This window comes from Niallia sp. 03133 (assembly GCF_052663225.1).
In genome coordinates this window covers 275,343-300,244 of sequence record NZ_JBQTCY010000003.1, presented here as the reverse complement: position 1 = coordinate 300,244, position 24,902 = coordinate 275,343, and the positions used below count along the sequence as shown (strand labels likewise).

Genomic DNA, 24,902 nt, shown 5'->3' with positions numbered 1-24,902 from the left:
AATATAAAGCGACTTAAAGAAACAAGCAGAAAAAAACAGCTTGTTTTTTCTATTACTCAAGTTATTATATCATCATTAATACGGTAAATTAACTCAAAAAATTATTACATTTTCTTTTCAAACATATCAAAAAGTACTATTAATAGAAATTACTGGGTTATTTCCTATTCTAATTTTACTATCCTTCGACGAATTTCTCCTGTTTTTCTTTCTAATTTTCTCTACTATAGATATTTTAACCTATTTCCCTTCTGTAAAAAAGGAATAATTTACTTCTTTTATTAATCATAAAGTAAACTTCCATCAGTGGGGGTTTTACAGCCCGTTAAGTGTGGGATAAAATATTCTTATATTAAAACGTTCTTTATTTTCCCATTTTCCCCTGTAAACAGAAAAAATGTCTTATTAATTATCAAGTCGATAATTAATAAGACATTCTCTGTTATTTCTTCTCAGCCAGCCAATCAGCAACAGCCTCTGCATCTTTCCCTTTTAAAACTCCACCAGGCATATTCCCTTTCCCTTCAAGGATAATTTTTTCGATATCCTCTTTCGAAAGCTCGGAACCAACAGATTTTAAATTTGGTCCTCCGCCGCCTTCTAAATTGCTGCCATGGCACATTGCACATTTTTGATTATAGAGTTTTTCCGGGTCTCCGGCTTTTGCGGAACTGGAGGATGAATCATCCTTCTTGCCGCAAGCGGCTAATACGATCAGCATACTAAATAATAGCACTACTAATTTCTTTTTGTTCAACCTGCTACACCTCTTTACGAGTGAATCATAGCTTTATTATACCAATTCTATTATTTTTCCGCATTAATAAGAAAAGCGCAAGCGCCCTTGCTCATCGACAGAATAAGCTGAGATCCACAGGATGTGGATTACACAAACGAAGACATAAGGACGTGGCGGTTTTAGTTTGTGTTCCTTGAAGAGATAAAGGAAACACGAAGAACGTAGTGATTCGATGTTGACTACGCAAGTGAGGTGAGGGAAGCGTTGAAGTCGATAGGGTGCTTGCGCTAGACACTTCTCTGACTTCAGAAAACTTATGCTTTCTTATCTCTTGAAAATGGAATTTGAAAAAATCCTCCTTATTTAAATCCCTTTCCCAGTACCTCTGATGCATCCATTACAATGACAAATGCTGTAGAGTCGATGGATTGTACAAGCATTTTCAGCTTTGTAAATTGTGATTGATGCACTACACATAAAAGAATGGGACGCTCATAATCTGTATAGCCGCCATGAGCTGTCAGCCTTGTTACCCCTCGATCCATTTTCGTTAAAATTTGTTCCCTGACCTCTTCTTGTTTTTCTGTAATAATAAGCGCCATTTTGCTGCTTCCAATGCCAATTTGGACAAGATCGATTGTTTTACTTGTAACAAACAAAGCAATCAGCGCATATAAACCTTGTTCAATACTAAATACTAATGCGGCAGTAATAACAATTAACCCATCAATGATTGCCACGCATTTTCCTAAAGACATTCCGGTATATTTATTAATAATTTGCGCTGCTAAATCTGTTCCTCCAGTAGAAGCTTTCCCTTTAAAAACAATGCCTATTCCAATACCAATTCCAATTCCTCCATAAAGAGCGGCTAATAATGGCTCATGTGTCCATGGTTCCATATCTTTTGATAAATAGACGACAAAGGGAAGAAAAATGGTGCCGACTAACGTTTTCACTCCGAAGTTTTTCCCCAATAATATAACGCCAGCTATAAATAATGGAATATTAAATGCCCATTGGACAAAAGCAGGCTCCCAATGAAATAATGCATCGGTAATAGTGCTTATCCCGCTTACACCACCCGATGCAATATGGTTTGGCAGTAAAAATAAATTAAACGTCAACGCTACAATCGCTGCCCCGATTAATACGTAAATATACTCACGCACGAAACTACACCTCTTTAAAAATTTGTCCGTTTTTGTCTCTGCTATTTTTCATCAAAATAGAACAACTGTGTAAAATAAACGACATATTTCTTCTTTTATTTTTTCCCAAGCAGAGAGTATATCATCCATTTAGAGAGGTGTAAACCGCATTAAATTAGCGTGTTAAAGGGATGAAATGTGAATTTAGCAGGACTTTTTATTTGTTCTATAGTTGTTTGAAACATAAAAAAGCCACCACATATAAAGTGATGGCTACTGTTATTATTCGCTAATGCTAAGTTTTGAACGAAGATATGCGTTAATAAATACGTCTAAATCTCCATCCATAACCGATTGGGTATTCCCAACCTCTGTGTTGGTGCGATGGTCTTTTACTAGTGAATATGGATGAAACACATAAGAACGGATTTGGCTTCCCCACCCGATTTCTTTTTGCTCTCCACGGATTTCTGCTAATTTTTCTTCCTGCTCCTCAATTTTCTTTTGATAGAGCTTTGCTTTTAACATTTTCATTGCCGTTTCTCTGTTTTTAATTTGAGAACGTTCTGTTTGGCAGGAAACGACCACGCCTGTTGGAATATGAGTAATCCGAACGGCAGAATCCGTTGTATTGATATGCTGTCCACCAGCACCGCTTGCACGGTACGTATCAATTTTCAAATCTTCTGTACGGACTTCAATTTCAATTTCATCATTAAATTCCGGCATTATTTCGCAGGAAACAAAGCTTGTATGTCTGCGCCCTGATGCATCAAATGGAGAAATTCGGACAAGACGATGCACACCTTTTTCTGCTTTTAAATAGCCAAAAGCATTGTGTCCTTTAATTGCTAATGTAACACTTTTAATACCAGCTTCATCACCAGGCAAATAATCCAATGTTTCTACCTTAAAGCCTTTTTTCTCCGCCCATCTTGTATACATGCGGAGTAGCATGCTTCCCCAGTCCTGCGATTCCGTACCGCCTGCTCCCGGATGCAATTCTAAAATAGCATTATTTTTATCATAAGGTTCACTTAACAGCAAATTAAGCTCAAATTCACTTAAACGTTTTACCAGCTGTGTAAGTTCACCTTCCAACTCTGCTCTCAACTCTGCATCGTCTTCTTCCTTAACCAGCTCATATGTTAACTCCAGGTTTTCATATGTTTCAAAAAGATTATGAAATTCATGCACCTGATCTTTTAACCCATTGCTTTCTGAAATAACGGCTTGCGCTGCCTGCTGATCATTCCAAAATTCAGGCTGCAGCATTTCATCCTCCAGCTCAGCAATACGAGCCTCCTTATTATCTAAGTCAAAGAGACCCCCTAAAGTTTTCTAGTGTTACCTCTATCTTTTCTAACTCATTGCGAATATCTGCTAATTCCATTGATTTGTCACCCTTTATTTAAATATAGTTCATTTATGGTTTTCAATTGCTACCTTCTAGTATTATATGGCTTTTTGCAAAAAAAAGCATGTTTTGCAGATAAGTTTTGATAATTGCATAGAAGTAGGCATCATTTTACCAAGCGCTTTCTTTATGCAGCATGTGAAAAGCCAAAGAATAAGCCTGTCTCTTTTCATCTAAGAGACAGGCTTTAAGTTTATCCCACACTTAACGGGCAGTAAAACCCCCACTGATGGAAGGTTCACTTTATTAAACGTTTTTGCCACAGCAGTTTTTATATTTTTTGCCGCTGCCGCAGAAGCAAGGAGCATTTCTGCCCACATCCATTTTTTTCGTTGCTGGTCTTTTCTTCGGCTTCTTTTCGGCTTCTTCTTTCGGATTAACCGCTTGTCCTTGGATTACTTCTTCCCGCTGCAAGTTGTTGCGAATTTCTGCCTTCATAATATATTTCGCCACATCTTCCTCGATGGAAACAACCATTTGCTCAAACATCGCATATCCTTCTCCTTGATACTCACGAAGGGGATCAATTTGTCCATATGCACGCAGGTGAATTCCTTGACGCAGCTGATCCATTGCATCAATATGATCAATCCATTTGCTGTCCACAGCACGAAGCACAATCACTTTTTCAAATTCGCGCATTTGTTCAGAAGCTAACTGCTCTTCTTTTTCATTATAGTTTTCCACTGCTTTAGCAAAAATGATTTCCACGATTTCATCGCTGTCTTTGCCGCGAAGTTCCCTTACTTCCAATTGTCCTTCATGCAGAAGATTGCCATGTGCATAATCAACAATTGCTTGTAAGTTCCACGCTTCTTGATCTTCATGATCCGGTGTGTGTGCTGCCACATTACGCTCTAGCGAAGATTTAATCATACCTTCCACGATCGAACGTAAATTGTCAGAAGTCAATACTTCATTACGCTGTTTATAAATGATTTCCCGTTGTTGACGAAGAACATCATCATATTGCAACAGCTGTTTACGTGAATCAAAGTTATTGCCCTCCACACGTTTCTGAGCCGATTCTACGGCACGGGAAACCATTTTACTTTGAATAGGCTGTGTATCATCCATTCCTAATCTCGACATCATATTTTTCATATTGTCCGATCCGAATCTTCGCATTAATTCATCTTCCATTGAAAGATAAAACTGCGTCACACCTGGATCCCCTTGACGTCCTGAACGTCCGCGAAGTTGGTTGTCAATACGTCTGCTTTCATGACGCTCCGTCCCAATAACGGCTAAGCCGCCAATATCTTTGACACCTTCGCCTAATTTAATATCCGTACCACGGCCTGCCATATTTGTCGCGATCGTTACTGCACCCTTTTCACCAGCATATGCGATAATTTCGGCTTCTCTTTCATGGTTTTTCGCATTTAAAATATTATGCGGAATCCCTTTTTTTGAAAGGTAGTTCGAAATAAGCTCAGATGTTTCAATCGCAACTGTACCTACTAGAACTGGCTGTCCAGCTTTATGTCGGTCTGCAATATCCTCCACAACTGCTTTGAACTTGCCATCCATACTTGCATAAATTAAATCCGCACGGTCATCACGAATGATTTCACGGTTAGTAGGTATAACTACAACATTCATATTGTAAATATTGCGGAACTCTTCTTCCTCTGTTTTTGCAGTACCTGTCATCCCTGCAAGTTTTTCATACATGCGGAAGTAGTTTTGGAATGTAATCGTTGCAAGCGTCATGCTTTCATTTTGAATTTCTAAGTTTTCTTTTGCTTCAATCGCTTGATGCAGACCATCACTGTAGCGTCGTCCTTTCATTAAACGTCCTGTAAACTGGTCAACAATGACAATTTCGCTGTCCTGAACAACATAATCAACATCATTATGCATGCTGGCATGTGCTTTTAATGCCTGGGAAATATGATGGTTAATCGCAACATTTGAAACATCAAATAAGTTTTCAATCTGAAAAACACGTTCTGCTTTCGACATTCCATCTTCGGTCAGCTGAACCCCTTTTGTTTTTTCATCATAAATATAATCTTTTTCAGCTTTTAAGCTGCTTACAAATGTATTCGCCCTCACATATAATTGCGTTGATTTTTGTGCAGAACCGGAAATAATCAACGGAGTACGAGCTTCATCAATTAGAATCGAATCGACTTCATCGATTACTGCATAGAATAATGGTCTTTGCACTTTCTGCTCATTATAAAGAACCATGTTATCGCGAAGGTAATCAAAGCCAAGCTCATTGTTCGTACCATACGTAATATCCGCACTATAAGCTTCCTGCTTTTCTTCTTTTGATAAAGAGTTTAAATTTAAACCAACAGTCAGACCAAGAAATTCATATAACTGTCCCATTTCAGCAGCATCACGTGTAGCAAGGTATTCATTGACTGTTACAACATGCACCCCTTTTCCAGCAAGTGCGTTTAAATAAACTGGCATAGTGGCAGTTAATGTTTTTCCTTCCCCTGTCTTCATTTCGGAAATATTTCCTTCATGCAAAGAGGCGCCGCCCATCAACTGAACAGGATATGGATATAGACCAAGAACACGTTTTGCCCCTTCCCGGACAACCGCAAAAGCTTCTACAAGCAAATCGTCCAACGTTTCTCCTTTTTGATAGCGCTCTTTAAATTCTTCTGTTTTTGCTCTAAGCTGATCGTCCGATAATGCTGCAGTCTCATCAGCAAGCAATTCCACCTTCTCCGTAATTTTTGTGAGTTTCTTTAAATCGCGCTTATTTTGATCAAACACTTTATTTAAAATTCCAAGCATTAAAAAACGCTCCTTTATTTGTATGTTTATAGTAGAAAAATAAAAAAACTAACAGAGACCTTTTCGATAAATATACGGTTCTCAATCTTATTAGCATAGTTAAAATACATTAAAAATAGATGAAAAATTTTTGTCCTTTTTGTTAATTGTATATGTAATTGTTATTATTCTTCTATATTAGTTTGGAAAATATTTTCATCCCACTCTTAACGGGCAGTAAAACCCCAATGTCATCAAGCTAAACTTCAATATATTGGAAATTGAATAAAAAGTGGGAGTATGCGTTAGGTTTTCCGAGGCTTACCGCTCGCTTTCCATGGGGCTACGCTTGAGCCTCCTCGTCGCAGACGCTCCTGTAAGGTCTCACCTGTCTCGCAATTCCCATAGGAGTCGAGCAGACGCCTCTCCAAACCAATCATATTTAAAATGTTACAATTTTGGAATCTTAAGTTGATGACATTTAGTAAAACCCCCACCTTAAGGTGCTGAGAAATCGAGGAAGCTAGGTGGGGAATAAAACTGTCCGTAAAGGTCCGATAAGTTCAACTAACCATCAGTGGGGGATGAACAAACCCCCCACTGATGGAAGGTTCACTTTATAAAAAACTTCATCATTTCCCAACTAATAACTTACTGTATCCTATTTATCTTACCATTTCCATACTAGAGTGACAACTTATGTACTGGTTAATGTTTGACAGAATGAAAAGACAGCCTTATTATTATACACTTATTTTCGCAATACTTATTAAATTTCCGCAATAAAAAAACGCAAGGCAGTGTGCCTTGCGTTTTTTTATTGCGCTTCAATCAATCCATATTTGCCATCTTTTCGTTTATATACAATATTAGTAGAATTTGTTTCTGCATCTGTATAGACAAAAAAGTTATGACCAAGCAAATCCATTTGCAGGATTGCTTCTTCACTATCCATGGGCTTTAAGTTAAATCGTTTTTGACGAACAATTTCCAGTTCACTTTCTTCCTCTTCTACTACAGCAGCAGCACTCATCTCAAAAGAACCAAACAATTCATTTATACCGCCCTTTTCACGGAACTTGCGGTTTACTTTCGTTTTATGTTTTCTTATTTGACGTTCTAATTTATCTGTAATTAAATCAATGGCAGCATACATATCCAAATGATCTTCCTCGGCCCTCAGCACTAATTGACTCATTGGAATCGTTACTTCTACTTTTGATGTTTTATCATTATATGTTTTTAAATTGACATTCACATTTGCATCTGGTGTTTCGGAAAAATAACGCTCTAATTTAGAAATTTTCTTTTCTACGTATTCTCTAATCGCTGGAGTTACATCAATGTTTTCTCCTCTAATGTTGAAGTTCATACAGTTACTCCTCCTTTATTTTTTCCAGTGCAAGTCTTATCTTCTCAACTATTCTATTCGAGAATGATTTTGACTATACTATATTATTCTAGTCTTCCCAATGGATATCCTGCTAAAACTTTTAGAAATTTCGACAAATTCATGAACAAAATGTGAGTTTTTTTCTAAAGGGTACTTTATTGCGGGAATTATTCCTAAATATACCCAAGTATAGAAAATAAATCCTCTCAAAACATATCTTCTAAAAACCAAACTATCTTAAAAAAAGCATCCATGTTTCATCTTCATAAAAACCGGTTATACATTAATCAGATTCATTCACTAAAAAAAGACGAGCTTCCATCGTAAAATTTTTTTAAAATTCATACCTCCATTATGGCTGCTTAAAACCACTCATTTAGCCATTACCTGAAAAAGTTTTCGACAAATTATCTAATAATCATCATTATTTCCTAAATAAAAGACGAGGAATGATTATTTATCTGCTTACTTTTGTCGATGTTTAGCTGAATTACTCTAAATCTTTTCATTATTTATAGTAGTAAAGTTTGCTACAATAATCTCAATTAAATAAAACATCAAGGAGGCACCATGAATAAAATACTTCCCTTAATAGATTTGCATGAAAATATTGACAAGAGCATCGAGTTAAAAGAAGAAGATGAATATTACTATAAGCTTTGGGAAGACGATCGCTTATAGTATACATATATGTCTAAAAAGAAAACGCATACAGGAGGGAATTTACTTTGAAAAAACAATGTGTTGCAATGCTATTAGCTGGCGGAAGAGGGACAAGATTAAAAAAACTAACGGAACAGTTAGCAAAACCTGCCGTACCCTTTGGAGGCAAATACCGAATTATTGATTTTACTTTGAGTAATTGCCGCAATTCAGGAATTGATACAGTTGGCGTTCTAACACAATATCAGCCACATGTTTTACAAAATTACATTGGCGACGGAAAAGACTGGGATTTAAACAGCAGACAAGGTGGCTTAAGTATTCTCCCCCCCTATCAATGCGGAAACGAAGAACGCTGGTATGATGGCACTGCCCATGCTATTTACCAAAACACTGCTTTTATTGAACAATATGACCCAGAATACGTGCTTGTTATTTCAGGTGATCATATTTACAAAATGGACTACAATATAATGCTTCAACAGCATATAAAAACTGGTGCTGATGCTACCATCTCTGTAACAGAAGTGCCTTGGGATGAAGCAAGCAGATTTGGAATTATGAACACAGATGGCCCTCAAAACCGAATTATTGATTTCGAAGAGAAACCGGCCAAGCCTCGTTCCAACAAAGCTTCCATGGGTGTATATATCTTTAAATGGAAAACCCTAAAAGATTATTTAGAAAAAGAAGAGAAAAATGAATTATCCTCCAAAGATTTTGGCAAAGACATCATTCCCGCCATGCTGAACGATAACTTAAAACTATATGCTTACAGCTTTAAAGGCTACTGGAAAGATGTTGGCACTGTAGATAGTTTCTGGGAAGCGAATTTAGACCTATTAAACAAAAACAGCAATATTTTCTTAAACAATAAAGACTGGAATGTTTTCACTGATGAGCAATCCTATCCTCCTCAGTACCTTGATGAGACCGCTAACGTTAACCATTCCATAATCAGTGAAGGATGCGAGGTATATGGAACTGTCGAAAACTCTGTTTTATTTAATGGAGTAACGATTGGAAAAGGAGCCATTGTCAAAGACTCTGTCCTTCTTCCAGGAGCGGTAGTTGGAGCAAATGCCGTAATCGAACGAGCAGTTGTTGCTAGTAAGGTAACGATTGATCATCATAACATTATTGCACCTGAAACCATTGCTTCGGAAATTGCCTTAATTGGTGAAGATATTGTAAATAAACAAACACAAAGTGGGATGTCGAAGGTGATTTAACTATTTTTTATGGCAGGGCATTCGTGTCCTGCTTCTTATTTTATTGAGTATGAAAATGTTGACCTTGAGAGAGCTTTTATTGGACGGTTTGCTTGCTTTTCCACTCTGTTTTGTCCTTGATTGCCCTGATCGAGGACAGTTTGCTTTATTCATCCTTATTTTCTCTTTCATAATCTAGATGAAAGGACATTCTTCTTACACCAAAAAGCACCAGAAATTTCACTGATGAAATCTCTGGTGCTTTTTGGTGTTATATTATTATTTGCATCATACGAAACCCGTAAAAAAACATAGGCTTTCGAGTTATTTTCTCCGATCATAAAACACGCCATCTATTTGCAATGACTGATACGGATTTACATATTTTTGGTTGGATGCTTTTTTTATTTTCAGATTTTTCAGCTCTTGCTGTACATTTCCTTTTTCTTGATGAAGAAGCTTTAGAAGCTCTTGATCCTGCTGTAAAAGCACCCCTCCAAGCTTTTCCTCTTTCTCATTTTGAGGAGCAGCAAGCAAGGCAAGACAAGCTTGCCTTTGATTCAGCAGTTCATCCAATTCTTGAATAAATTCCTCTTTATTCACTTCTTCTTTTAAAAGGTGAATCAGATCTGCTGTTATTTGATAGCATTGCTTTATTGCTTCCATTAAATTTGGCAGCCTTGGCCGTATTGCTTCTGACGGTTGATTTGAATTGCTTCTTTCCATGTATCGCGAAATTCTGTTGCCAGCACTTCTACTTCTACCAGAATTTCTCGATTACTTTCAATATTGGCCTTTATTAACTGACGATTCATATAGTCATAAAGTGACATCATATTTTGAGAAACTGGAATATCCATATTTAAAGTGACCATTAATTCTTGAATAATATTTTGTGCTTTTTGGATATTAACATTTCTTGCTTCCACATTTTTGTCCTCAATTGCTTTTTTTGCTAAGTGAATAAACTTTAAACAGCCATTATAAAGCATTAATGTTAAATCCCCTGGAGAAGCAGTTGAAACAGAATTTTGCTGATAAGCTTGATATGGATTGGAAGTTGCCATTTTTTAAAAACTCCTTTATTACGAACTAAACATATTGGTTAAATAAGCAGATTGACTGTTTGCTTTGCTTATTGCTGATTCCATGGCAGTAAACTTGGCATAATAGCGGTTTTCCGTCGTTTTTAATTTATCTTGATAACGAGTAATTTGGTCACTGTAATTATTTAGCAGCTTTCCAATCGTAAACGTGTTATTCACACTGGAAGTTTTCCCTGCTTTTGCTGTAATATCATTCATTGCCGTTTTTAAGCTTGCACGGAGACGCTGCGCAATCCCTTGATCAGAAGTAGTATCCCCGCTTATTTGAAAAAGCTCATAGATAGCGTTTGGATTTTCAGAAATTGCTGCACGGAGCTTGTCTTCATCAATTGTCAGCTTTCCGCCATCCAAATAATTACTTGTTGTAGTAATTCCAATTTGTGAAAGTTGAGTAAATCCAGAAGTCCCAGAAACAGCACCGCTAATATTGCTTCGCATTTTAGTCAAAACACCTGATAGAATAGAGTCATTACGAAGCGTACCGCTTTTCGCTTTTTCTTCCCAAAGCTTGATGTCATCTTCATCCATGTCCTTTTTCTGCTCGGTTGTAAGGGGGGCAAAATCACGATATTTTGTCTCGCCAGTTTTTGTTTTTATTTTGTCAATCACTTCATTATATTTATCAACAAATTTGACAATTGTGTCCATGATTCCGTCAACGTCAGCTGTTGAGGAGAAAGTGACAGGTGTTGTCGTTTGTTGCTTCGCTGTAAATTCTACACCGTTTATTTGGAACGTGTTTGATGGACGAGTGATATCAAGTCCATTATAAGTTAGATCGGCATTGCTTCCCTTAGTTCCAAAACCATTACTAGCAGCAAGATCATTATTACTATTAACCTGAAGAATATCGTTAAAAAACTTGCCTCCAGCTGGACCATCATCTGATAAAACTATCTCAGCAGAGGTAGAAATATCCCCTGTATTTTTTGCTGTAAAAGATATCTTTTTTGAGGTAGCATCATAAAAAGCAGTCACACCTGAATCTTTATTGATTTTTGCAATTACACTATCCAATGTATCATCGGCAGTGATTTTTAATTCATATGGAGCATCCTGCAATTTTCCGTCTTTTGTAATAGCACTGATTTTGATTGTTTGTTCGCCTGAAATATTCAACTTCGCAGATGAATTTGTAATAGACGTTGGATTTTTACTTACCATTGTCGCAGCAGATGCCAGTTTATTTATTTCAAGCGACCCAGTAAAGTCAATCGTTGAATTGATATTTTTAATCGAAACAGCATTAGGGTCAGAAACATTTACCGTCTTCTTAATATACGATCCTTGTTTCGATACACCGCTGAAGATTTGCTGATCCAACTCAAGAAGCATGGAATTCATGCTGCGGTAGTCATCTCTTTGCCATTCTGTATATGTTTTCTGTTGGTTGATTTTATCTAATGGTTTCTTTTCGGCCTGCATTAATTGCTCTACCATGGAATCAATATCCATGCCGCTTGCAAGTCCGCTTATTCTAGTAACCAAAATCCATTCACCTCTTTACGCCTTTTTGTCCACTACTAAACCGACAAACTCAGTCATAGCAGCATACATATCCAAAAATTTTTTAGATGGGATTTCCTTTACCACTTCATGGGTAGCATCATCGACAATCGTTACATAATACTCATTTAATTTTTCATGCAATTGAAATTTCACCGACGTATGGGATGGCTCCATAAAGTCATTCATCCCTTGAACTATATCATTCAGCTTTTTTTCACTCACTTGAAAACCAATATCTGCTTCTTCCTTATAAAGCGCATCATCAGTATTGTTTCTTTCTTCTATGCTTGTATCTGTTATTATCGGATTATTTTCCATTTGTCTAGATGCAGTATATATCGGTTGGGAAACAATTTTTTCAATCATTTTTTACATCCCCCTGTAATGAACAACTAGAAATCTACCAATTATATCGGCATTTATTTATAGGATTAAAGAAAATTGTGGGAAATATTGATGATTTAAGAAGAAATGACTAGATGTTATAGAGAAAAATGTCCTAGGAATTATGGGAAGATGACCGGTTATAGTTACCACATCTTTTTCCTTGTATAGATGAATTACATAGGCTTCTTTCTACATTTAAAAATATGAGTCGTTCTATATTCTTTTTTCTATCAAGGGAGACTTCCAATCAATTCCCATCCTATACAAAAATACTCTAGGACTTTTGAGCTTAGAGTTTTTTTTATCCCACACTTAACGGGCAGTAAAACCCCCACCTCGGGGATGCTGAGAAATCGAGAAAGCTAGGTGGGGGATAACTGCCCGTAAAAATCCGATAAGTTCAACTAACCATCAGTGAGGGATGAAGGAACCTCCCTGATGGAAGGTTCACTTTATTTAAAAGCTTTCTAATTCAAAAAAATTATTTACAATCTCATATATTATATGTTAACCTTTCTACAAAATTAGTTAACATAAAAAAGGAGCCTTATGGGACAACATTTTTGGATAACGGGCACAGATACGAATATAGGAAAAACGCTCGTAACTACATACCTTATGCGATATTTTCAATCAAAAGGGGCATCTGTTCTCCCCTACAAACCGATTCAAACAGGCATCATCGTAGAAAATACGAAGCAATACTATGAGGACACAGCATTTTATCAATCTTTCAGTAAAGATCCATTAGTCGAAGAGCATTTGAACAGCTACTCTTTTAAGGAACCTGCGTCGCCACATTATGCGGCGAACTTAGAAGGATGCGAAATAAAAGAGGAGATTATTATGGAGCACATCCGACAATTAAAATCATTGTATGATTATGTGCTTTGTGAAGGAGCAGGTGGATTATATGTTCCATTAAGCGATCAGCGCCCCTATTACTTGCTGGATCTTATCAAACAATCACAGCTTCCTGTCGTCTTAACAGCGGGAACACAATTAGGCACGATTAATCACACTTTATTATCTGTGGAGGTATTAAAGATGAATCATATTCCGATTGCAGGCATTGTTTTTAATCGTTTTGAAGGCACCTGGCTGGAGAGGAATAATATAAAAACGATTCAACAACATACAAGCTTGCCTTCACTAGTACTTCCTAAGTTAAAAAATCTATCCGATTTAAAACATATTCAGATAGAGAATACGGAATTTTTCGAAAGGATAGAAAGAATATGATGTCCATTTCCAATTTACAAAAAAGAGATTTAGATCATGTTTGGCATCCTTGCTCCCAGATGAAGGACTATGAAGATTTTCCTCCTATCGTCATTAAAAGCGGGAAAGGCATCTATTTGTATGACGAAAATGGAAAACAGTATATAGATGCTGTTTCTTCTTGGTGGGTGAATTTATTTGGACATTGCAACGAACGATAAGCAAAGCCTTAGCACAGCAAGCCTTTCAATTGGAGCATGCAATCTTTGCTAACTTTACGCATGAGCCTGCCGTTTTATTGGCTGAAAAACTAGCAAAAATAACACCGGATGGTTTAACAAAAGTATTTTTTGCAGATAACGGATCTTCCGCAATTGAAGTAGCACTAAAAATGAGCTTTCAATATCATCAACAAAAAAACAAACCGAATAAAAAACGGTTTCTAGCATTAACTGATGCCTATCATGGCGAAACACTTGGAGCCCTCTCTGTTGGAGGAGTTGGTCTTTATAACGAAGTCTATCAACCTCTTTTGCTGGATACAATTCGAGCACAAGGACCTGATTGCTTTCGCTGCTCCTTTAACGAGAAACCAGAAAGCTGCCATACACCATGTATCTCATCTGTTGAAGAAAAATTAAAACAACATCACGAAGAACTGACTGCTGTCATAATCGAACCGTTAATACAGGCAGCTGCAGGCATGAAAATGTATCCTCCTTCATATTTGCGAAAATTAAAGGAACTCTGTTTGCGGTATGATGTCCATCTTATTGCAGATGAAATTGCTGTTGGATTTGGGCGGACAGGAACGATGTTTGCATGTGAACAAGCAGACATATCCCCTGATTTCATGTGCCTATCCAAAGGGTTGACTGGTGGCTACTTGCCATTGTCTGCCGTAGTAACAACGGACGATGTGTATAATGCTTTTTATGATGATTATGGCAGCATGAAAGCTTTTTTGCATTCCCACAGCTACACAGGCAATCCTTTAGCATGCAGAGTAGCTCTTGAAGTATTGCAGCTATTTGAGGATGACCATTATATAGAAAAAATCCAACAAAAAAGCAAGTATATGCATGAGCTAGCATCAAGCATTTTTTGCCATCAATCCTACGTTGGAGAATACAGACAGACTGGCATGGTTGGCGCGATTGAATTAGTAAAAAACAAAGAAACAAAAGAACCTTTTCCTAGCGAAGAACGAGTTGGCTATCAAATTTATCAAATCGCTCTGGAAAAAGGCTTGCTGCTGCGGCCCCTTGGAAACGTTCTTTATTTTATGCCGCCATATGTGATTTCAAAAGAAGAAATCCATACCATGATTTCTATCGCAAACGAAGCAATCCAGCAGTATTTTAAAACAGCAAATTTTTCTCAGGAGGTACTTTAACATGAATAAAAACACAACTGTATCATTGGCAGTTGTCTCCATGTTTGCAGCATTAACGGCCGTTGGAGCATTTATCAAGATCCCGCTCCCTTATGTTCCATTTACACTGCAAGTTCTATTTGTCTTTTTATCTGGAAGTCTATTAGGAAGAAAAAAAGGAATGCAAAGTCAACTTGTTTATGTGTGCATCGGTTTAGCAGGATTTCCTGTGTTTACACAAGGAGGAGGAATTGGCTATATTCTGCAGCCAACATTCGGCTATTTAATCGGATTTATTGCGGGTGCATTTGTCATCGGATGGATTATCGATAAAATAGACCAGCCAAAAATCTATCATTTCATTGTTGCCAATTTCGCTGGCCTTCTAGTAGTTTACGCGATTGGCGTTCCTTATCTTTACTTGGCTTTAAATACATGGATGGAGGTTCCAAGCGATTGGTCGCATGTTGTGATGATTGGTTTTGTATACAGCATTGCTGGCGACATTATTATTTCCATTGTTGCTGGTGTTTTAGCGGCAAGGTTATTCAAAGTTTTCATTAGCATTCGAAATAAAAATAACATTCAGAACCAAAAGGAGAGTATTGTATGAATTGGCTACAGTTAGCACAAGAAGTGGTGGATGGAAAAATTATAAGTGATCAAGAAGCACTCAGCATTCTTACATGTGATGACGATGATTTACTTGCTTTGTTGCATGGTGCGTTCCATATTCGCAAACACTATTATGGAAAAAAAGTGAAATTAAATATGATTATCAATGCAAAAAGCGGCTATTGTCCGGAAGACTGTGGGTATTGCTCTCAATCTTCCATTTCTACCGCCCCGATTGAAAAGTATCCATTCATTTCAAAAGAAGAGATATTAGCAGGTGCGAAAACAGCGTTTGATAATAAAGTAGGAACATACTGCATCGTAGCAAGCGGCAGAGGTCCGACACGAAAAGATGTCAAAGTGGTTAGTGAAGCCGTCGAAGAAATTAAAGAAAAATATGGTCTGAAAGTATGTACATGCCTTGGATTGCTAAAGGAAGAATATGCTTCCCAATTAAAAGAAGCTGGTGTTGACCGCTACAATCATAATGTAAACACATCTGAACGCCATCATTCTTATATTACAACATCCCATACATACGAAGATCGTCTAAATACAATTGAAACAGTAAAAAAACACGGCATCTCCCCATGCTCTGGAGCGATTATCGGCATGAAGGAAACAAAAGAGGATGTTATTGATATTGCTCGTGCATTGCATAAACTTGATGCAGACTCGATTCCAGTCAACTTCTTACATGCGATTGATGGAACAAAACTAGAAGGCGTACACGAACTAAATCCACGCTATTGCTTAAAAGCGCTCGCATTGTTCCGTTATATCAATCCAACAAAAGAAATCCGGATCTCCGGCGGCCGGGAAGTAAACTTAAAAAGCCTGCAGCCATTAGGCCTATACGCAGCCAACAGCATCTTCCTCGGCAACTACTTAACTACCGAGGGACAAGAAGCGAATCAAGACCATAAGCTGATTGAGGATTTAGGGTTTGAGATTGAGTTGGTGGAGAAGCAGGAAAAGGAGTTTAGTTGTTAAAAGTATTATAGATAGTAAAACGGTGACTTCCTAGAATTAAATAGAAAGTCGCCTTTTGCTTCTTCAAGATTTATCAATAGTCACTTGAATCCTCTTCATAAGAACTATCTGTTGTTTCTTCTTCATATTGACTACCTTCATCCGTGTATTCTGCATCATCTTCTACATACTCTTCCTCTGTATCAGAATATTCCTCGTTTACATACTCTCTATCTACGTTCTCATCATCAGCATAATTCTCATCCGTATCGGTATATTCTTCCTCATCCTGATAGCTATCTTCTGTGTAATCTTCGTCGTCATAATCTGAATCTATGTATTCATCTTCTGCATACTCTTCTTCTGTATATGTATCTTCCTCATATGACTCCTCTGAATCTTCATCGGGATAATACCAATCTTCCGGCAAATCAGAATATTCATCTTAACCTACTACAACATTGGGGACAATACATCCTATTCCTCCCACATTAATTAAGTCTTTTTACCTAGTAATATTATAGTAGATTTAGTGTGGTGGTGATAGGTATTTATGGAAAAATTTTGGACAGAGTATTAATTTATACAAAACTAACATGTGTAAGGTTCTCTGTTCTATTAAAAAAATGGACTAACGAATTAAATACAATCAATTTCGAGGAGTCAGACCAAAAATGAAAGACTTGCTAGGCAAACAAGCAAAAGCACAAACGTCCAGCTTTAACACTTCTAATCTATCAAGCTTCGCCATACGGGGAGTCATTGCGGCGACTATTAGTAAATGTAAATACCCTCCCCACTTTAACCAAAAGATTAAAATGGGGAGGGTATTTACATTTACTTTCTATACATTAACCTTAGACTTCCAATCAAAGATAAAATCATCATCCGTCAATGGCTCTACTTTTGTAGCTTTTACGTAGCCATTTCCTTTTACAGAGAAGAAGTCGTGATTCTTCGTATCTGTCTTCATGCCGTTTTCAACAATCGGGTTGATTGGCTCTGACGGAAAGACAGGCTCATACCCAAGATTCATGCATGCTTTGTTCGCATTGTAGCGGATAAATTTATTCACTTCGTCCACTAGGCCAACTTGTTCGTACAAATCCTGTGTATATTCCAATTCATTTTCATAAAGAGTATTTAATAAATCTAATCTTTCACGAGTAGCTTTTTCCTGATCCTCTGGTGTTAGTTTCGCAAATAGCTCTTGAGCGATTAGGCCTACATATACGCCGTGAATGGACTCGTCCCTAATTATTAAATTTATAATTTCTCCTGAAGCCGTTAGCTTTCCTTGTCCTGCCAAAAACAGCGGGTAAAAGAACCCAGAATAAAACAAGAATGACTCCAAATAGACAGAAGCAACGGTTGCCATATAAAGATTATAGTTGCTTACTTCCGGCTTAAACAGCTTTTGATAGTATTCGGAGATCCGTTTTCCCTTTGATTGCAATTGGGCATGATTGTGCACCCAATCAAATACTTCGTCAATTTCTTCATCTGTAGCTAATGTCGTAAAAATGGTAGAATATGATTTAGCATGGATTTGCTCCATCATTCCCATAAAGGATAGAACCCCTTTGCGCTGCAGTCCCTCTACATGCATGCCAATCAAAGGCATTCCTTCTCCACCTTGCTCTGTATCCAACAACGTCAAGCCGCCTAGCACTTTTTTGTACGTATCTTGCTCTTCTGGCAATAATTCTCCCCATGTATTTTTATCAGCAGAAAGACTAATCTCTTCTGGCAGCCAGAATTGTCTAGTATTCTGCGTATAAAACATCTGTGTGAAATCATCTTCATGCTGATTCCAGTTAACAGCATACTTTGTCATGTTATTTCCTCCCGTTAATTTAAATAAGAAAAGCGCAAGCGCCTAGCTCATTGCCGTACGAACTGGCCGATTAAGTTCGCCACGTCCTGTGGCAACATCGGCACTTAAACATCCTGTCCTTCGGATGGGCTTCGACTAAGATAAAAGAAACACGATGAGCGTTAGCGAATCGATGTTGACTTATCGCAGGGAGAAGACCTGAAGTTCGATAGGCAATAGGCACTGGAGCTAGACAGCTATCTGACTTCAAAAAACTTATACTTTCTTATCTCTAAATAAAGAGGAGTCATTGCTCCTCCTATCTCTTTTCCTATTAAATGGCACATGCGATACATTCGTCAATCGCTAAATTGCGGGTCCGTGTATAATAAAGTGATTTTAACCCAATTTCATCTGCATAAATATAATAACGAGCCAATTCTTTTGTGGAAACATCCGAGTTTACATAAAGAATAGTGGATATTCCTTGGTCTACATGCTCTTGTGCAGCTGCAATTAAGTCCATTATCTTAAATTGGTTCATATCAAACGCAGATTTATAGAACCAGAAGTTTGTTTCATCCATATAAGGCATTGGATAATACGTTGTAGAGTTTGCATACGTACGAGACTCTATTTGATTAACGATTGGCATAACAGATGCTGTCGCATTTTGAACATAGCCAATCGATTGTGTCGGTGCTATAGCCAATCGATATCCATTATATAATCCATACGTTTTCACTTGTTCTGCTAATTTAGCCCAATCCTCACATGTCGGAATAGAAATCCCTTCAAACAATTCCTTTACCTTATCTGTTTTCGGAGCAAAGCTTACTTCTTTATATTTATCAAAATAAGTTCCTTTTGCATACTCCGATTTTTCGAAGTCTTTGAACGTTTCTTCTCTTTCTTTTGCGATCAGCATGCTCTTTTCAATCGAATAGAAATTCATCATCATGAAGAAAGTCGCAGTAAAGTCTCTTGCTTCATCCGATTCATAGCTAATCCTATTTTTCGATAAATATCCATGGATGTTCATTGCACCTAATCCGACTGCATGAAGCTCTTCATTGGCTTTTTTCACAGACGGAGCATTTTTCACATCCGATATATCAGAAACAGTTGTCAATGCCTCAATCCCAACATGGACAGAATCCCTAAATACGTCGCCAGGCTGCATAACATTTGGGATATTCAAGGAGCCTAAATTGCAGTTGATGTCACGGCGTATAATATCTTCTTGGCCGTAATCGGTAATTTCAGATGTTTCCTGAAGCTGGAATATCTCTGTACACAAATTACTCATTTTAATTTGGCCAATATCCTTAAGGGCATGCGCTCTGTTTGCATTCGATTTGTTCATAAAGTATGGATAACCTGATTCCAGCTGGATTTGGGCTATTTTTGTAATCATTTCCCTCGCTGACATGACGATGCGCTTTTTCACATTTGGATTCGCCACAAGCTCTTCGTACATATCATCCATTCTCATGTCATCCAAATGAACGCCATATTCCTTAAAGACACTGAAAGGAGCGAATACATAAAACTCTTTGTTTTCTTTCGCTAATTGGAAAAACTTGTTTTCCACAATCAGTCCAATGGAAAGTGTTTGGATGCGTGACTTCTCGTCGGCATTGATTTTTTTTGTATCCAGAAATTCGACCACATCCCAATGGAAGATATTTAAATAAGCAGCTCCTGCGCCCTTACGCTGACCTAGTTGGTTTGCATAAGAGAATGTGTCCTCCAACAGCTTCATAACTGGCACCACACCTGATGCAGCATTATCAATCCCTTTAATCTGCTCATTGCGAGAACGGAGCTTCGAAAGATTAAGAGCTACACCGCCTCCTATTTTCGATAATTGACCAGATGTATTAATATTGTGGAAAATCGAATTTAAGGAATCGTCCATTTCTAATAAGAAACAAGAAACCATCTCTCCACGCCGGCTTCTTCCTGCATTTAAGAAAGTAGGCGTTGCAGGCTGGTAGCGTTGTTCAATCATCGCAATTGCCGTTTTCTTCGCGGTGTTAAAATCTCCTTGTCCTAAAAATAAAGCAACGATAATAATACGATCCTCGTATGTTTCGAGATAGTTCTTCTTATCGTTCGTTTTCAACGCATAATCCTTATAAAATTTTGAAATGGCCATATATGATTGGAACTCAAATTGATAGTCATACACTTGTTTGGTGATTTCCTCTATCTCGGAAATCTTATATTGGTCGAGGACTTGCGGATAATAAAAATCTTCTGTCACCATATACGTAAATTTTTGTGCAACAGAGTCAAAACGAATCAATTTTGGCTTAATTTCCGATTCTAAGAATTCAGCCACAGCTTCTTTGTCTTTTTCCAGCCGGAAGAAGCCTTTATCGTTAAGCTGTGTCACTTCGTTGTTTAATTCTATATGTCTCATAGCTAATATTTTGCACCCTTTCTCTCACTATCTCCACATCTTCAGGCATACCGCTCATTTCAAACTTATGTAAGATTGGCACCCCGTACATCGTTGATATTTTATTAGCACTTAAAGCGAAATTTTGCCCCCAATTTTTATTTCCACTAGCAACTACAGCATAAAGGTTGTTGGGGTTTGATTTTAGGAAGTCTAAAGTTGATGGAGGAACTTGTCCCATTCCAGTTGTATAAGTTACTAATATATAAGGCTCATAGACTTTTAGTCCAGCCTTTAATTCTATCTCTTTATTTTCTGGGAATCCCAATTTATGAACAAATCGGCGTACATTTCCCGTTTTGCTGTCAAACACGATAAGCAACATCATCCCTCCCCTGAGGCCTTAAATAAAAAAAGAAAGTAAGCTATATTTATACAATACCCCAATTTCATACAAGGAATACTAAATACAGATATTTTCAGATAATTCATCTCTATATATTGTGTCTTAAACTATCTAATCGCATTTTCAGACTATAGTCAATACTGTCTTTTTTTAGTATTTTGTCAACAGTATAGCTTAAAAATAATGGTTTATTTTCATATTCCTTGTAGTTGTTGATTTGCTGGCTTTGTAACTATATGTTTCGATCATTTAATAGAAAATTTTTATGGGGATGGGCACTTCGAACAGCTTTTGCTAGCCTACAAGATTCATCTCCATAGATATTCCGCTTTAGACCGTGCTCTCTTAGCCGGTGGACCTTCTCTAGAGTTTCCCCATTGGAGCTTTATCCATTGTTTCAGCCTATCTAAAAGGAATACATGTTGGGCGCTTGCCGCTGGTTCCTTTGAATCATGAAGAGCAAAGTGAGCTTAAAGAGATTTTGGAGAGAAGGAATATTAATGTTGCTTATTGAAATAAATACTAATTAACCCACCCGTGCTACGGGTGGGTTACACTGCGGCAGAAAGCCATTTTTTAATGGTCCGACCGATTGTCATAGCTACTACACTTCCAACCTATCTAAATACGGTAAATTCAACAGTGTGATCCGTAATAAAACAGGCGAACACAGTTGTCCTGACACCATTTACCTTTACGATCCCAGCAAGACAATTGTTCAGCGTTCAAGCCTTTTCAAGTGACCCGATTATTATTCTGTTACAATACGAATGAAAATTAACTCTTGTATCAGGAAGATTTAATGATATTAGAAATGAAATTTTTTAGGAGCTGATTACATTGAACAATACAGAACTTTTTTCTACGATTCAAGAAGCCTCTAAACGATCAGGATTAACCCCTCATACACTACGTTATTATGAAAAAATCGGGCTTCTTCATGAAATCCAACGTGACACAAGAGGTAAGCGCTTTTACTCAGAGGAAGACATGAGATGGATCATTTTTCTGCTTCGCTTGAGGGAGACGGGAATGTCTATTCAGCAGATGCTTCGTTATTCTGATCTTCGACGTGAGGGGGAATCAACGGTAAAAGAGCGACGGAAAATGCTTGAGGAGCATCAGGTCCTAGTTAGAGCGAAAATTGAAGCTTTACAGGAAAACTCCGAAGTACTGAAGAAGAAAATCGAATTGTACAAAGAACTCGAATCAGGATTATCTTAAACAGAAAAAACATCTTGACTTTGAGTGCGCTCTAACAACTAAAGTAGATTTATGAGTGATATCTACTTAGGAGAGGTGGAGTTGAAATGACAGAAGCAGCTACAACAGTAAAACAGGAGAAATATACAGTTATTACCGGAGCAAGCTCTGGTATAGGTTACGCGACAGCTAAGGCTTTTGCAAAACGTAAGAAAAATATCATACTTATTGCTCGCCGTGAAAACAAGCTGAACGAACTGAAAAGAGAAATCTTGCAGGAAATTCCTGAGCTGGATATTGTGATAAAAGCAGTCGATATATCCATCAGTCAAAACGCTCATCAACTCTATCGAGAGTTAAATCCGTATCAAATCGAAACATGGATTAATAATGCAGGTTTCGGTAGCTATGAAAGTGTGTCCGCTCAAGACTTGGAAAAGGTTGAAACAATGCTGCTCCTAAACGTGGAAGCCCTAACTATCTTTTCGTCCTTGTATGTACATGATTATAGAGACATAGATGGTACACAATTAATCAATATATCTTCAGTTGGTGGATACACAATCGTGCCAACTGCCGTTACCTACTGTGCTTCCAAATTTTTTGTCAGTGCATTTACCGAGGGATTGGCCCATGAACTGAAAGCCGCCAATGCAAAATTACAAGCTAAAGTTTTGGCACCAGCAGCAACCAAAACCGAATTTGGAAAAGTGGCAAACAATACGAGCGAGTATGACTATGACAAAGCTTTTGGTACATACCATACAAGCGATGAAATGGCCAATTTTCTCTTGCAGCTTTATGATAGCAACATGACTGTTGGTAGAGTTGATAGAGAATCCTTTGAATTTAAACTGAGTGAACCACTTTTTGCTTTTGCAGGCAATTCTAAGAATAACCAAAAAGTCCAACTGAAGGATTAACACAGCACAATTTTAAAGTGGAGTAAGGTGAATCACAACAGATGTGAGTTGGTTAACAAAATAGCCAGAAATCACCTCCGCTATCATTAGTGGAGTCGTCCCAAGCAATTGGACGAAAATCTACATGCTGCTGTCACTACTAAATTAACGTGGATCGATGAGCTGCAGTTTTCTAGAAAAATAACTAGTTCAAATAAGCAATACAATCCTATGCTGTCATTTCACCAAAAAATAAAGATCCACTCTTGAGCTTAGCGGCATAGAGTGGATTTTTTTGCTTGCGATAACACCGATTCATAATGAAGAAGGTAACTAATGGTCGTTGAAAACACTTATTAGAGTCACCCATTCCATATTAACTTCTATCTTTTGATTGAAGTAATGCTCACATTTCCCCTTTTTAATGTATTACTTACATTCGACAAATATCGAGGCGCTTCGAGGCGTCACGGTGGTTTCCCTACGAAATTTAGGAAGTTCTAGCAATTCACCCAGTTATCATCTTACTGTTACAAAGCCAAAACTCCCTTTTTAAACATTTCCAGCAACCATTATGTGGAACATTTTGTGAAACAAGATTTTTCGGGGTGTCACTGTGAAGGACCTACCATAAGCACTGGGTCAGGTAGCTTTTCTAAGTGTTCCGATGGGATGAGAAAATCATCCAGTTCTTCATGATAGAAATCATAGACTTCATAACCTACATCCTCTCTTTTGACTTCAATATTAAATGTCTTTTTCATTGTTCCTACAAACCAGTCTAAATGCATCATCTTTTCTCCTCCTCCAAAAATAGAAAAAGAACTTCCCCCCGAAGAGAGAAGCCCCATTTTGATGAACATCATGTACATGTATGTTCAAGGATATAATATATATTCAAATTCCGTTATGTTACCTTTTTTTACTCCTTTAATTAGATAACACTAATTTTACTTCTGATTCATTCATATTATTTTCGCTAGCCCATTTTTCAATTTCTTCTTTCGAGCCACTTATTAAAAACTTTAATGGGACATTACCTTTTATAAATGCGTAATCTCCAATTTCATGTGAGACCTCTCTTAGACCTTTGGTTTTCATTACATGGTCTATCTCTTCTTTGGTGTAGGATACTCCATTTATTGTAGGATTTATCATATAACCAGCCTGTATTAGTCGCTCTCCGTCAAATATTAGTTCGAATGGTTCAGTTTCTTCCCACCCCTTAAGTATATGGAATATTTTTACTAAGGTGTCATTTGTAGGATTCGACTCAAACGAGATATAACCTTTATCCATTGTTCTTTGGACATAATCCCCCATTAAAGCACCATCAGAGATTATAGAACCCAAAAATTCCTTTTTTTGTAACATGCCTTAAAATACGATATTCCTGCAACCTATGTCCTCCTAAATAAAATTAAAGACCCTAGCAAAGCTAGAGTCCCTAATTTTTTAATAATATTAACGAAGAAGTTGTAAAACTCCTTGTGGTTGTTGGTTAGCTTGAGCAAGCATAGCTTGAGCAGCTTGAGAAAGAATTGAATTCTTAGTTTGGTTCATCATTTCTTTCGCCATCGTGCGAACATTTACTTTCATAAATGACTAGACTATATCTTCACCCTCATATCTTCTAGCAGGGGTCGGGCACTTCGGATTCACAATGC

At 37.4% G+C, this 24,902-nt stretch carries 21 protein-coding genes and 2 pseudogenes; 7 read left to right on the top strand and 16 right to left on the bottom strand.

What is annotated here, in order from left to right; translation table 11 throughout:
• Nucleotides 1–442 precede the first annotated feature (442 nt).
• The 5 genes from cccB to hpf all read right to left on the bottom strand — a co-directional run bounded on the left by cccB (nucleotide 443) and on the right by hpf (nucleotide 7,421).
• The gene (gene cccB / locus ACTYBU_RS05990) at nucleotides 443–757 is read right to left on the bottom strand and encodes a cytochrome c551 (RefSeq protein ID WP_445487974.1); all 315 of its coding nucleotides are present in this window, start codon (nucleotides 755–757) and stop codon (nucleotides 443–445) included.
• 341 nt (nucleotides 758–1,098) lie between these two features.
• Nucleotides 1,099–1,911 (bottom strand): YitT family protein, encoded by an 813-nt coding sequence (locus tag ACTYBU_RS05985; protein ID WP_445487973.1) that lies wholly within the window; start codon nucleotides 1,909–1,911, stop codon nucleotides 1,099–1,101.
• Between the two features lie 261 nt (nucleotides 1,912–2,172).
• A protein-coding gene (gene prfB / locus ACTYBU_RS05980) for a peptide chain release factor 2 (RefSeq protein ID WP_445487972.1) occupies nucleotides 2,173–3,283 on the bottom strand; the annotation gives its coding sequence in 2 pieces (ribosomal slippage) (nucleotides 2,173–3,210 and nucleotides 3,212–3,283; 1,110 coding nt in all).
• A gap of 270 nt (nucleotides 3,284–3,553) precedes the next feature.
• Entirely contained in the window at nucleotides 3,554–6,070 is a 2,517-nt protein-coding gene (secA, locus tag ACTYBU_RS05975) for a preprotein translocase subunit SecA (protein WP_445487970.1), read from the bottom strand.
• Nucleotides 6,071–6,866: 796 nt separating this feature from the next.
• A complete protein-coding gene (gene hpf / locus ACTYBU_RS05970; protein ID WP_445487968.1) occupies nucleotides 6,867–7,421 on the bottom strand; it encodes a ribosome hibernation-promoting factor, HPF/YfiA family in 555 nt (184 codons plus the stop codon).
• Nucleotides 7,422–8,170: 749 nt separating this feature from the next.
• Between hpf and ACTYBU_RS05965 the strand changes: the two genes are divergently transcribed.
• A complete protein-coding gene (locus ACTYBU_RS05965) occupies nucleotides 8,171–9,337 on the top strand; it encodes a glucose-1-phosphate adenylyltransferase (protein ID WP_445487967.1) in 1,167 nt (388 codons plus the stop codon).
• A gap of 303 nt (nucleotides 9,338–9,640) precedes the next feature.
• On the opposite strand, the gene ACTYBU_RS05960 is transcribed toward ACTYBU_RS05965, so the two are convergent.
• From ACTYBU_RS05960 to flaG, 4 genes are read right to left on the bottom strand one after another with little or no spacing between them, the layout of a single operon-like run.
• Nucleotides 9,641–9,982, bottom strand: a complete 342-nt coding sequence (locus ACTYBU_RS05960; protein WP_445487966.1) for a flagellar protein FliT — start codon at nucleotides 9,980–9,982, stop codon at nucleotides 9,641–9,643.
• Nucleotides 9,982–10,383 (bottom strand): flagellar export chaperone FliS, encoded by a 402-nt coding sequence (gene fliS, locus ACTYBU_RS05955; protein ID WP_445487964.1) that lies wholly within the window; start codon nucleotides 10,381–10,383, stop codon nucleotides 9,982–9,984. The genes ACTYBU_RS05960 and fliS overlap by 1 nt, the downstream gene beginning before the upstream one ends.
• An 18-nt stretch (nucleotides 10,384–10,401) precedes the next feature.
• On the bottom strand, nucleotides 10,402–11,910 hold the full coding sequence (locus ACTYBU_RS05950) for a flagellar hook-associated protein 2 (RefSeq protein ID WP_445487962.1): 1,509 nt from the start codon (nucleotides 11,908–11,910) through the stop codon (nucleotides 10,402–10,404).
• A gap of 15 nt (nucleotides 11,911–11,925) precedes the next feature.
• Complete coding sequence (gene flaG, locus ACTYBU_RS05945; RefSeq protein ID WP_445487961.1) at nucleotides 11,926–12,297, bottom strand: flagellar protein FlaG; 372 nt, start codon at nucleotides 12,295–12,297, stop codon at nucleotides 11,926–11,928.
• A gap of 570 nt (nucleotides 12,298–12,867) precedes the next feature.
• Between flaG and bioD the strand changes: the two genes are divergently transcribed.
• From bioD to bioB, 4 genes and pseudogenes are all read left to right on the top strand, one after another.
• Entirely contained in the window at nucleotides 12,868–13,560 is a 693-nt protein-coding gene (gene bioD, locus ACTYBU_RS05940) for a dethiobiotin synthase (RefSeq protein ID WP_445487959.1), read from the top strand.
• Nucleotides 13,560–14,935: pseudogene (gene bioA / locus ACTYBU_RS05935) on the top strand (adenosylmethionine--8-amino-7-oxononanoate transaminase). The gene bioD and the pseudogene bioA overlap by 1 nt, the downstream one beginning before the upstream one ends.
• 1 nt (nucleotide 14,936) lies before the next feature.
• Nucleotides 14,937–15,527: a biotin transporter BioY gene (locus ACTYBU_RS05930; protein ID WP_445487957.1), complete on the top strand. Its 591-nt coding sequence runs from the start codon at nucleotides 14,937–14,939 to the stop codon at nucleotides 15,525–15,527.
• Nucleotides 15,524–16,522: a biotin synthase BioB gene (bioB, locus tag ACTYBU_RS05925; protein WP_445487955.1), complete on the top strand. Its 999-nt coding sequence runs from the start codon at nucleotides 15,524–15,526 to the stop codon at nucleotides 16,520–16,522. Before ACTYBU_RS05930 ends, bioB begins: the two co-directional genes overlap by 4 nt.
• 73 nt (nucleotides 16,523–16,595) lie before the next feature.
• Here the strand turns inward: bioB and ACTYBU_RS05920 are convergent, their stop codons facing one another.
• The 4 genes from ACTYBU_RS05920 to nrdI form a co-directional block, all read right to left on the bottom strand.
• Entirely contained in the window at nucleotides 16,596–16,931 is a 336-nt protein-coding gene (locus ACTYBU_RS05920) for a hypothetical protein (protein ID WP_445487953.1), read from the bottom strand.
• Nucleotides 16,932–17,345: 414 nt separating this feature from the next.
• On the bottom strand, nucleotides 17,346–18,338 hold the full coding sequence (gene nrdF / locus ACTYBU_RS05915) for a class 1b ribonucleoside-diphosphate reductase subunit beta (protein ID WP_445487951.1): 993 nt from the start codon (nucleotides 18,336–18,338) through the stop codon (nucleotides 17,346–17,348).
• 313 nt (nucleotides 18,339–18,651) lie between these two features.
• Nucleotides 18,652–20,745 (bottom strand): class 1b ribonucleoside-diphosphate reductase subunit alpha, encoded by a 2,094-nt coding sequence (gene nrdE, locus ACTYBU_RS05910; protein ID WP_445487949.1) that lies wholly within the window; start codon nucleotides 20,743–20,745, stop codon nucleotides 18,652–18,654.
• A complete protein-coding gene (gene nrdI / locus ACTYBU_RS05905; protein ID WP_445487947.1) occupies nucleotides 20,705–21,109 on the bottom strand; it encodes a class Ib ribonucleoside-diphosphate reductase assembly flavoprotein NrdI in 405 nt (134 codons plus the stop codon). Before nrdI ends, nrdE begins: the two co-directional genes overlap by 41 nt.
• 861 nt (nucleotides 21,110–21,970) lie before the next feature.
• Here nrdI and ACTYBU_RS05900 point away from each other — a divergent pair.
• Together ACTYBU_RS05900 and ACTYBU_RS05895 are read left to right on the top strand one after the other, a co-directional pair.
• Nucleotides 21,971–22,354, top strand: a complete 384-nt coding sequence (locus tag ACTYBU_RS05900) for a MerR family transcriptional regulator (protein ID WP_445487945.1) — start codon at nucleotides 21,971–21,973, stop codon at nucleotides 22,352–22,354.
• 86 nt (nucleotides 22,355–22,440) lie between these two features.
• The gene (locus tag ACTYBU_RS05895; protein WP_445487943.1) at nucleotides 22,441–23,256 is read left to right on the top strand and encodes an SDR family NAD(P)-dependent oxidoreductase; all 816 of its coding nucleotides are present in this window, start codon (nucleotides 22,441–22,443) and stop codon (nucleotides 23,254–23,256) included.
• A 590-nt stretch (nucleotides 23,257–23,846) separates the two neighbouring features.
• Here the strand turns inward: ACTYBU_RS05895 and ACTYBU_RS05890 are convergent.
• The 3 genes and pseudogenes from ACTYBU_RS05890 to ACTYBU_RS05880 form a co-directional block, all read right to left on the bottom strand.
• Nucleotides 23,847–24,029 carry a hypothetical protein gene (locus ACTYBU_RS05890; protein ID WP_445487942.1) on the bottom strand — a complete coding sequence of 61 codons (183 nt, stop codon included), beginning with the start codon at nucleotides 24,027–24,029 and terminating at the stop codon, nucleotides 23,847–23,849.
• 136 nt (nucleotides 24,030–24,165) lie between these two features.
• Nucleotides 24,166–24,609: a hypothetical protein gene (locus ACTYBU_RS05885; RefSeq protein WP_445487940.1), complete on the bottom strand. Its 444-nt coding sequence runs from the start codon at nucleotides 24,607–24,609 to the stop codon at nucleotides 24,166–24,168.
• A 90-nt stretch (nucleotides 24,610–24,699) separates the two neighbouring features.
• Nucleotides 24,700–24,813: pseudogene (locus ACTYBU_RS05880) on the bottom strand (flagellin); the annotation flags it as partial.
• Nucleotides 24,814–24,902 lie beyond the last annotated feature (89 nt).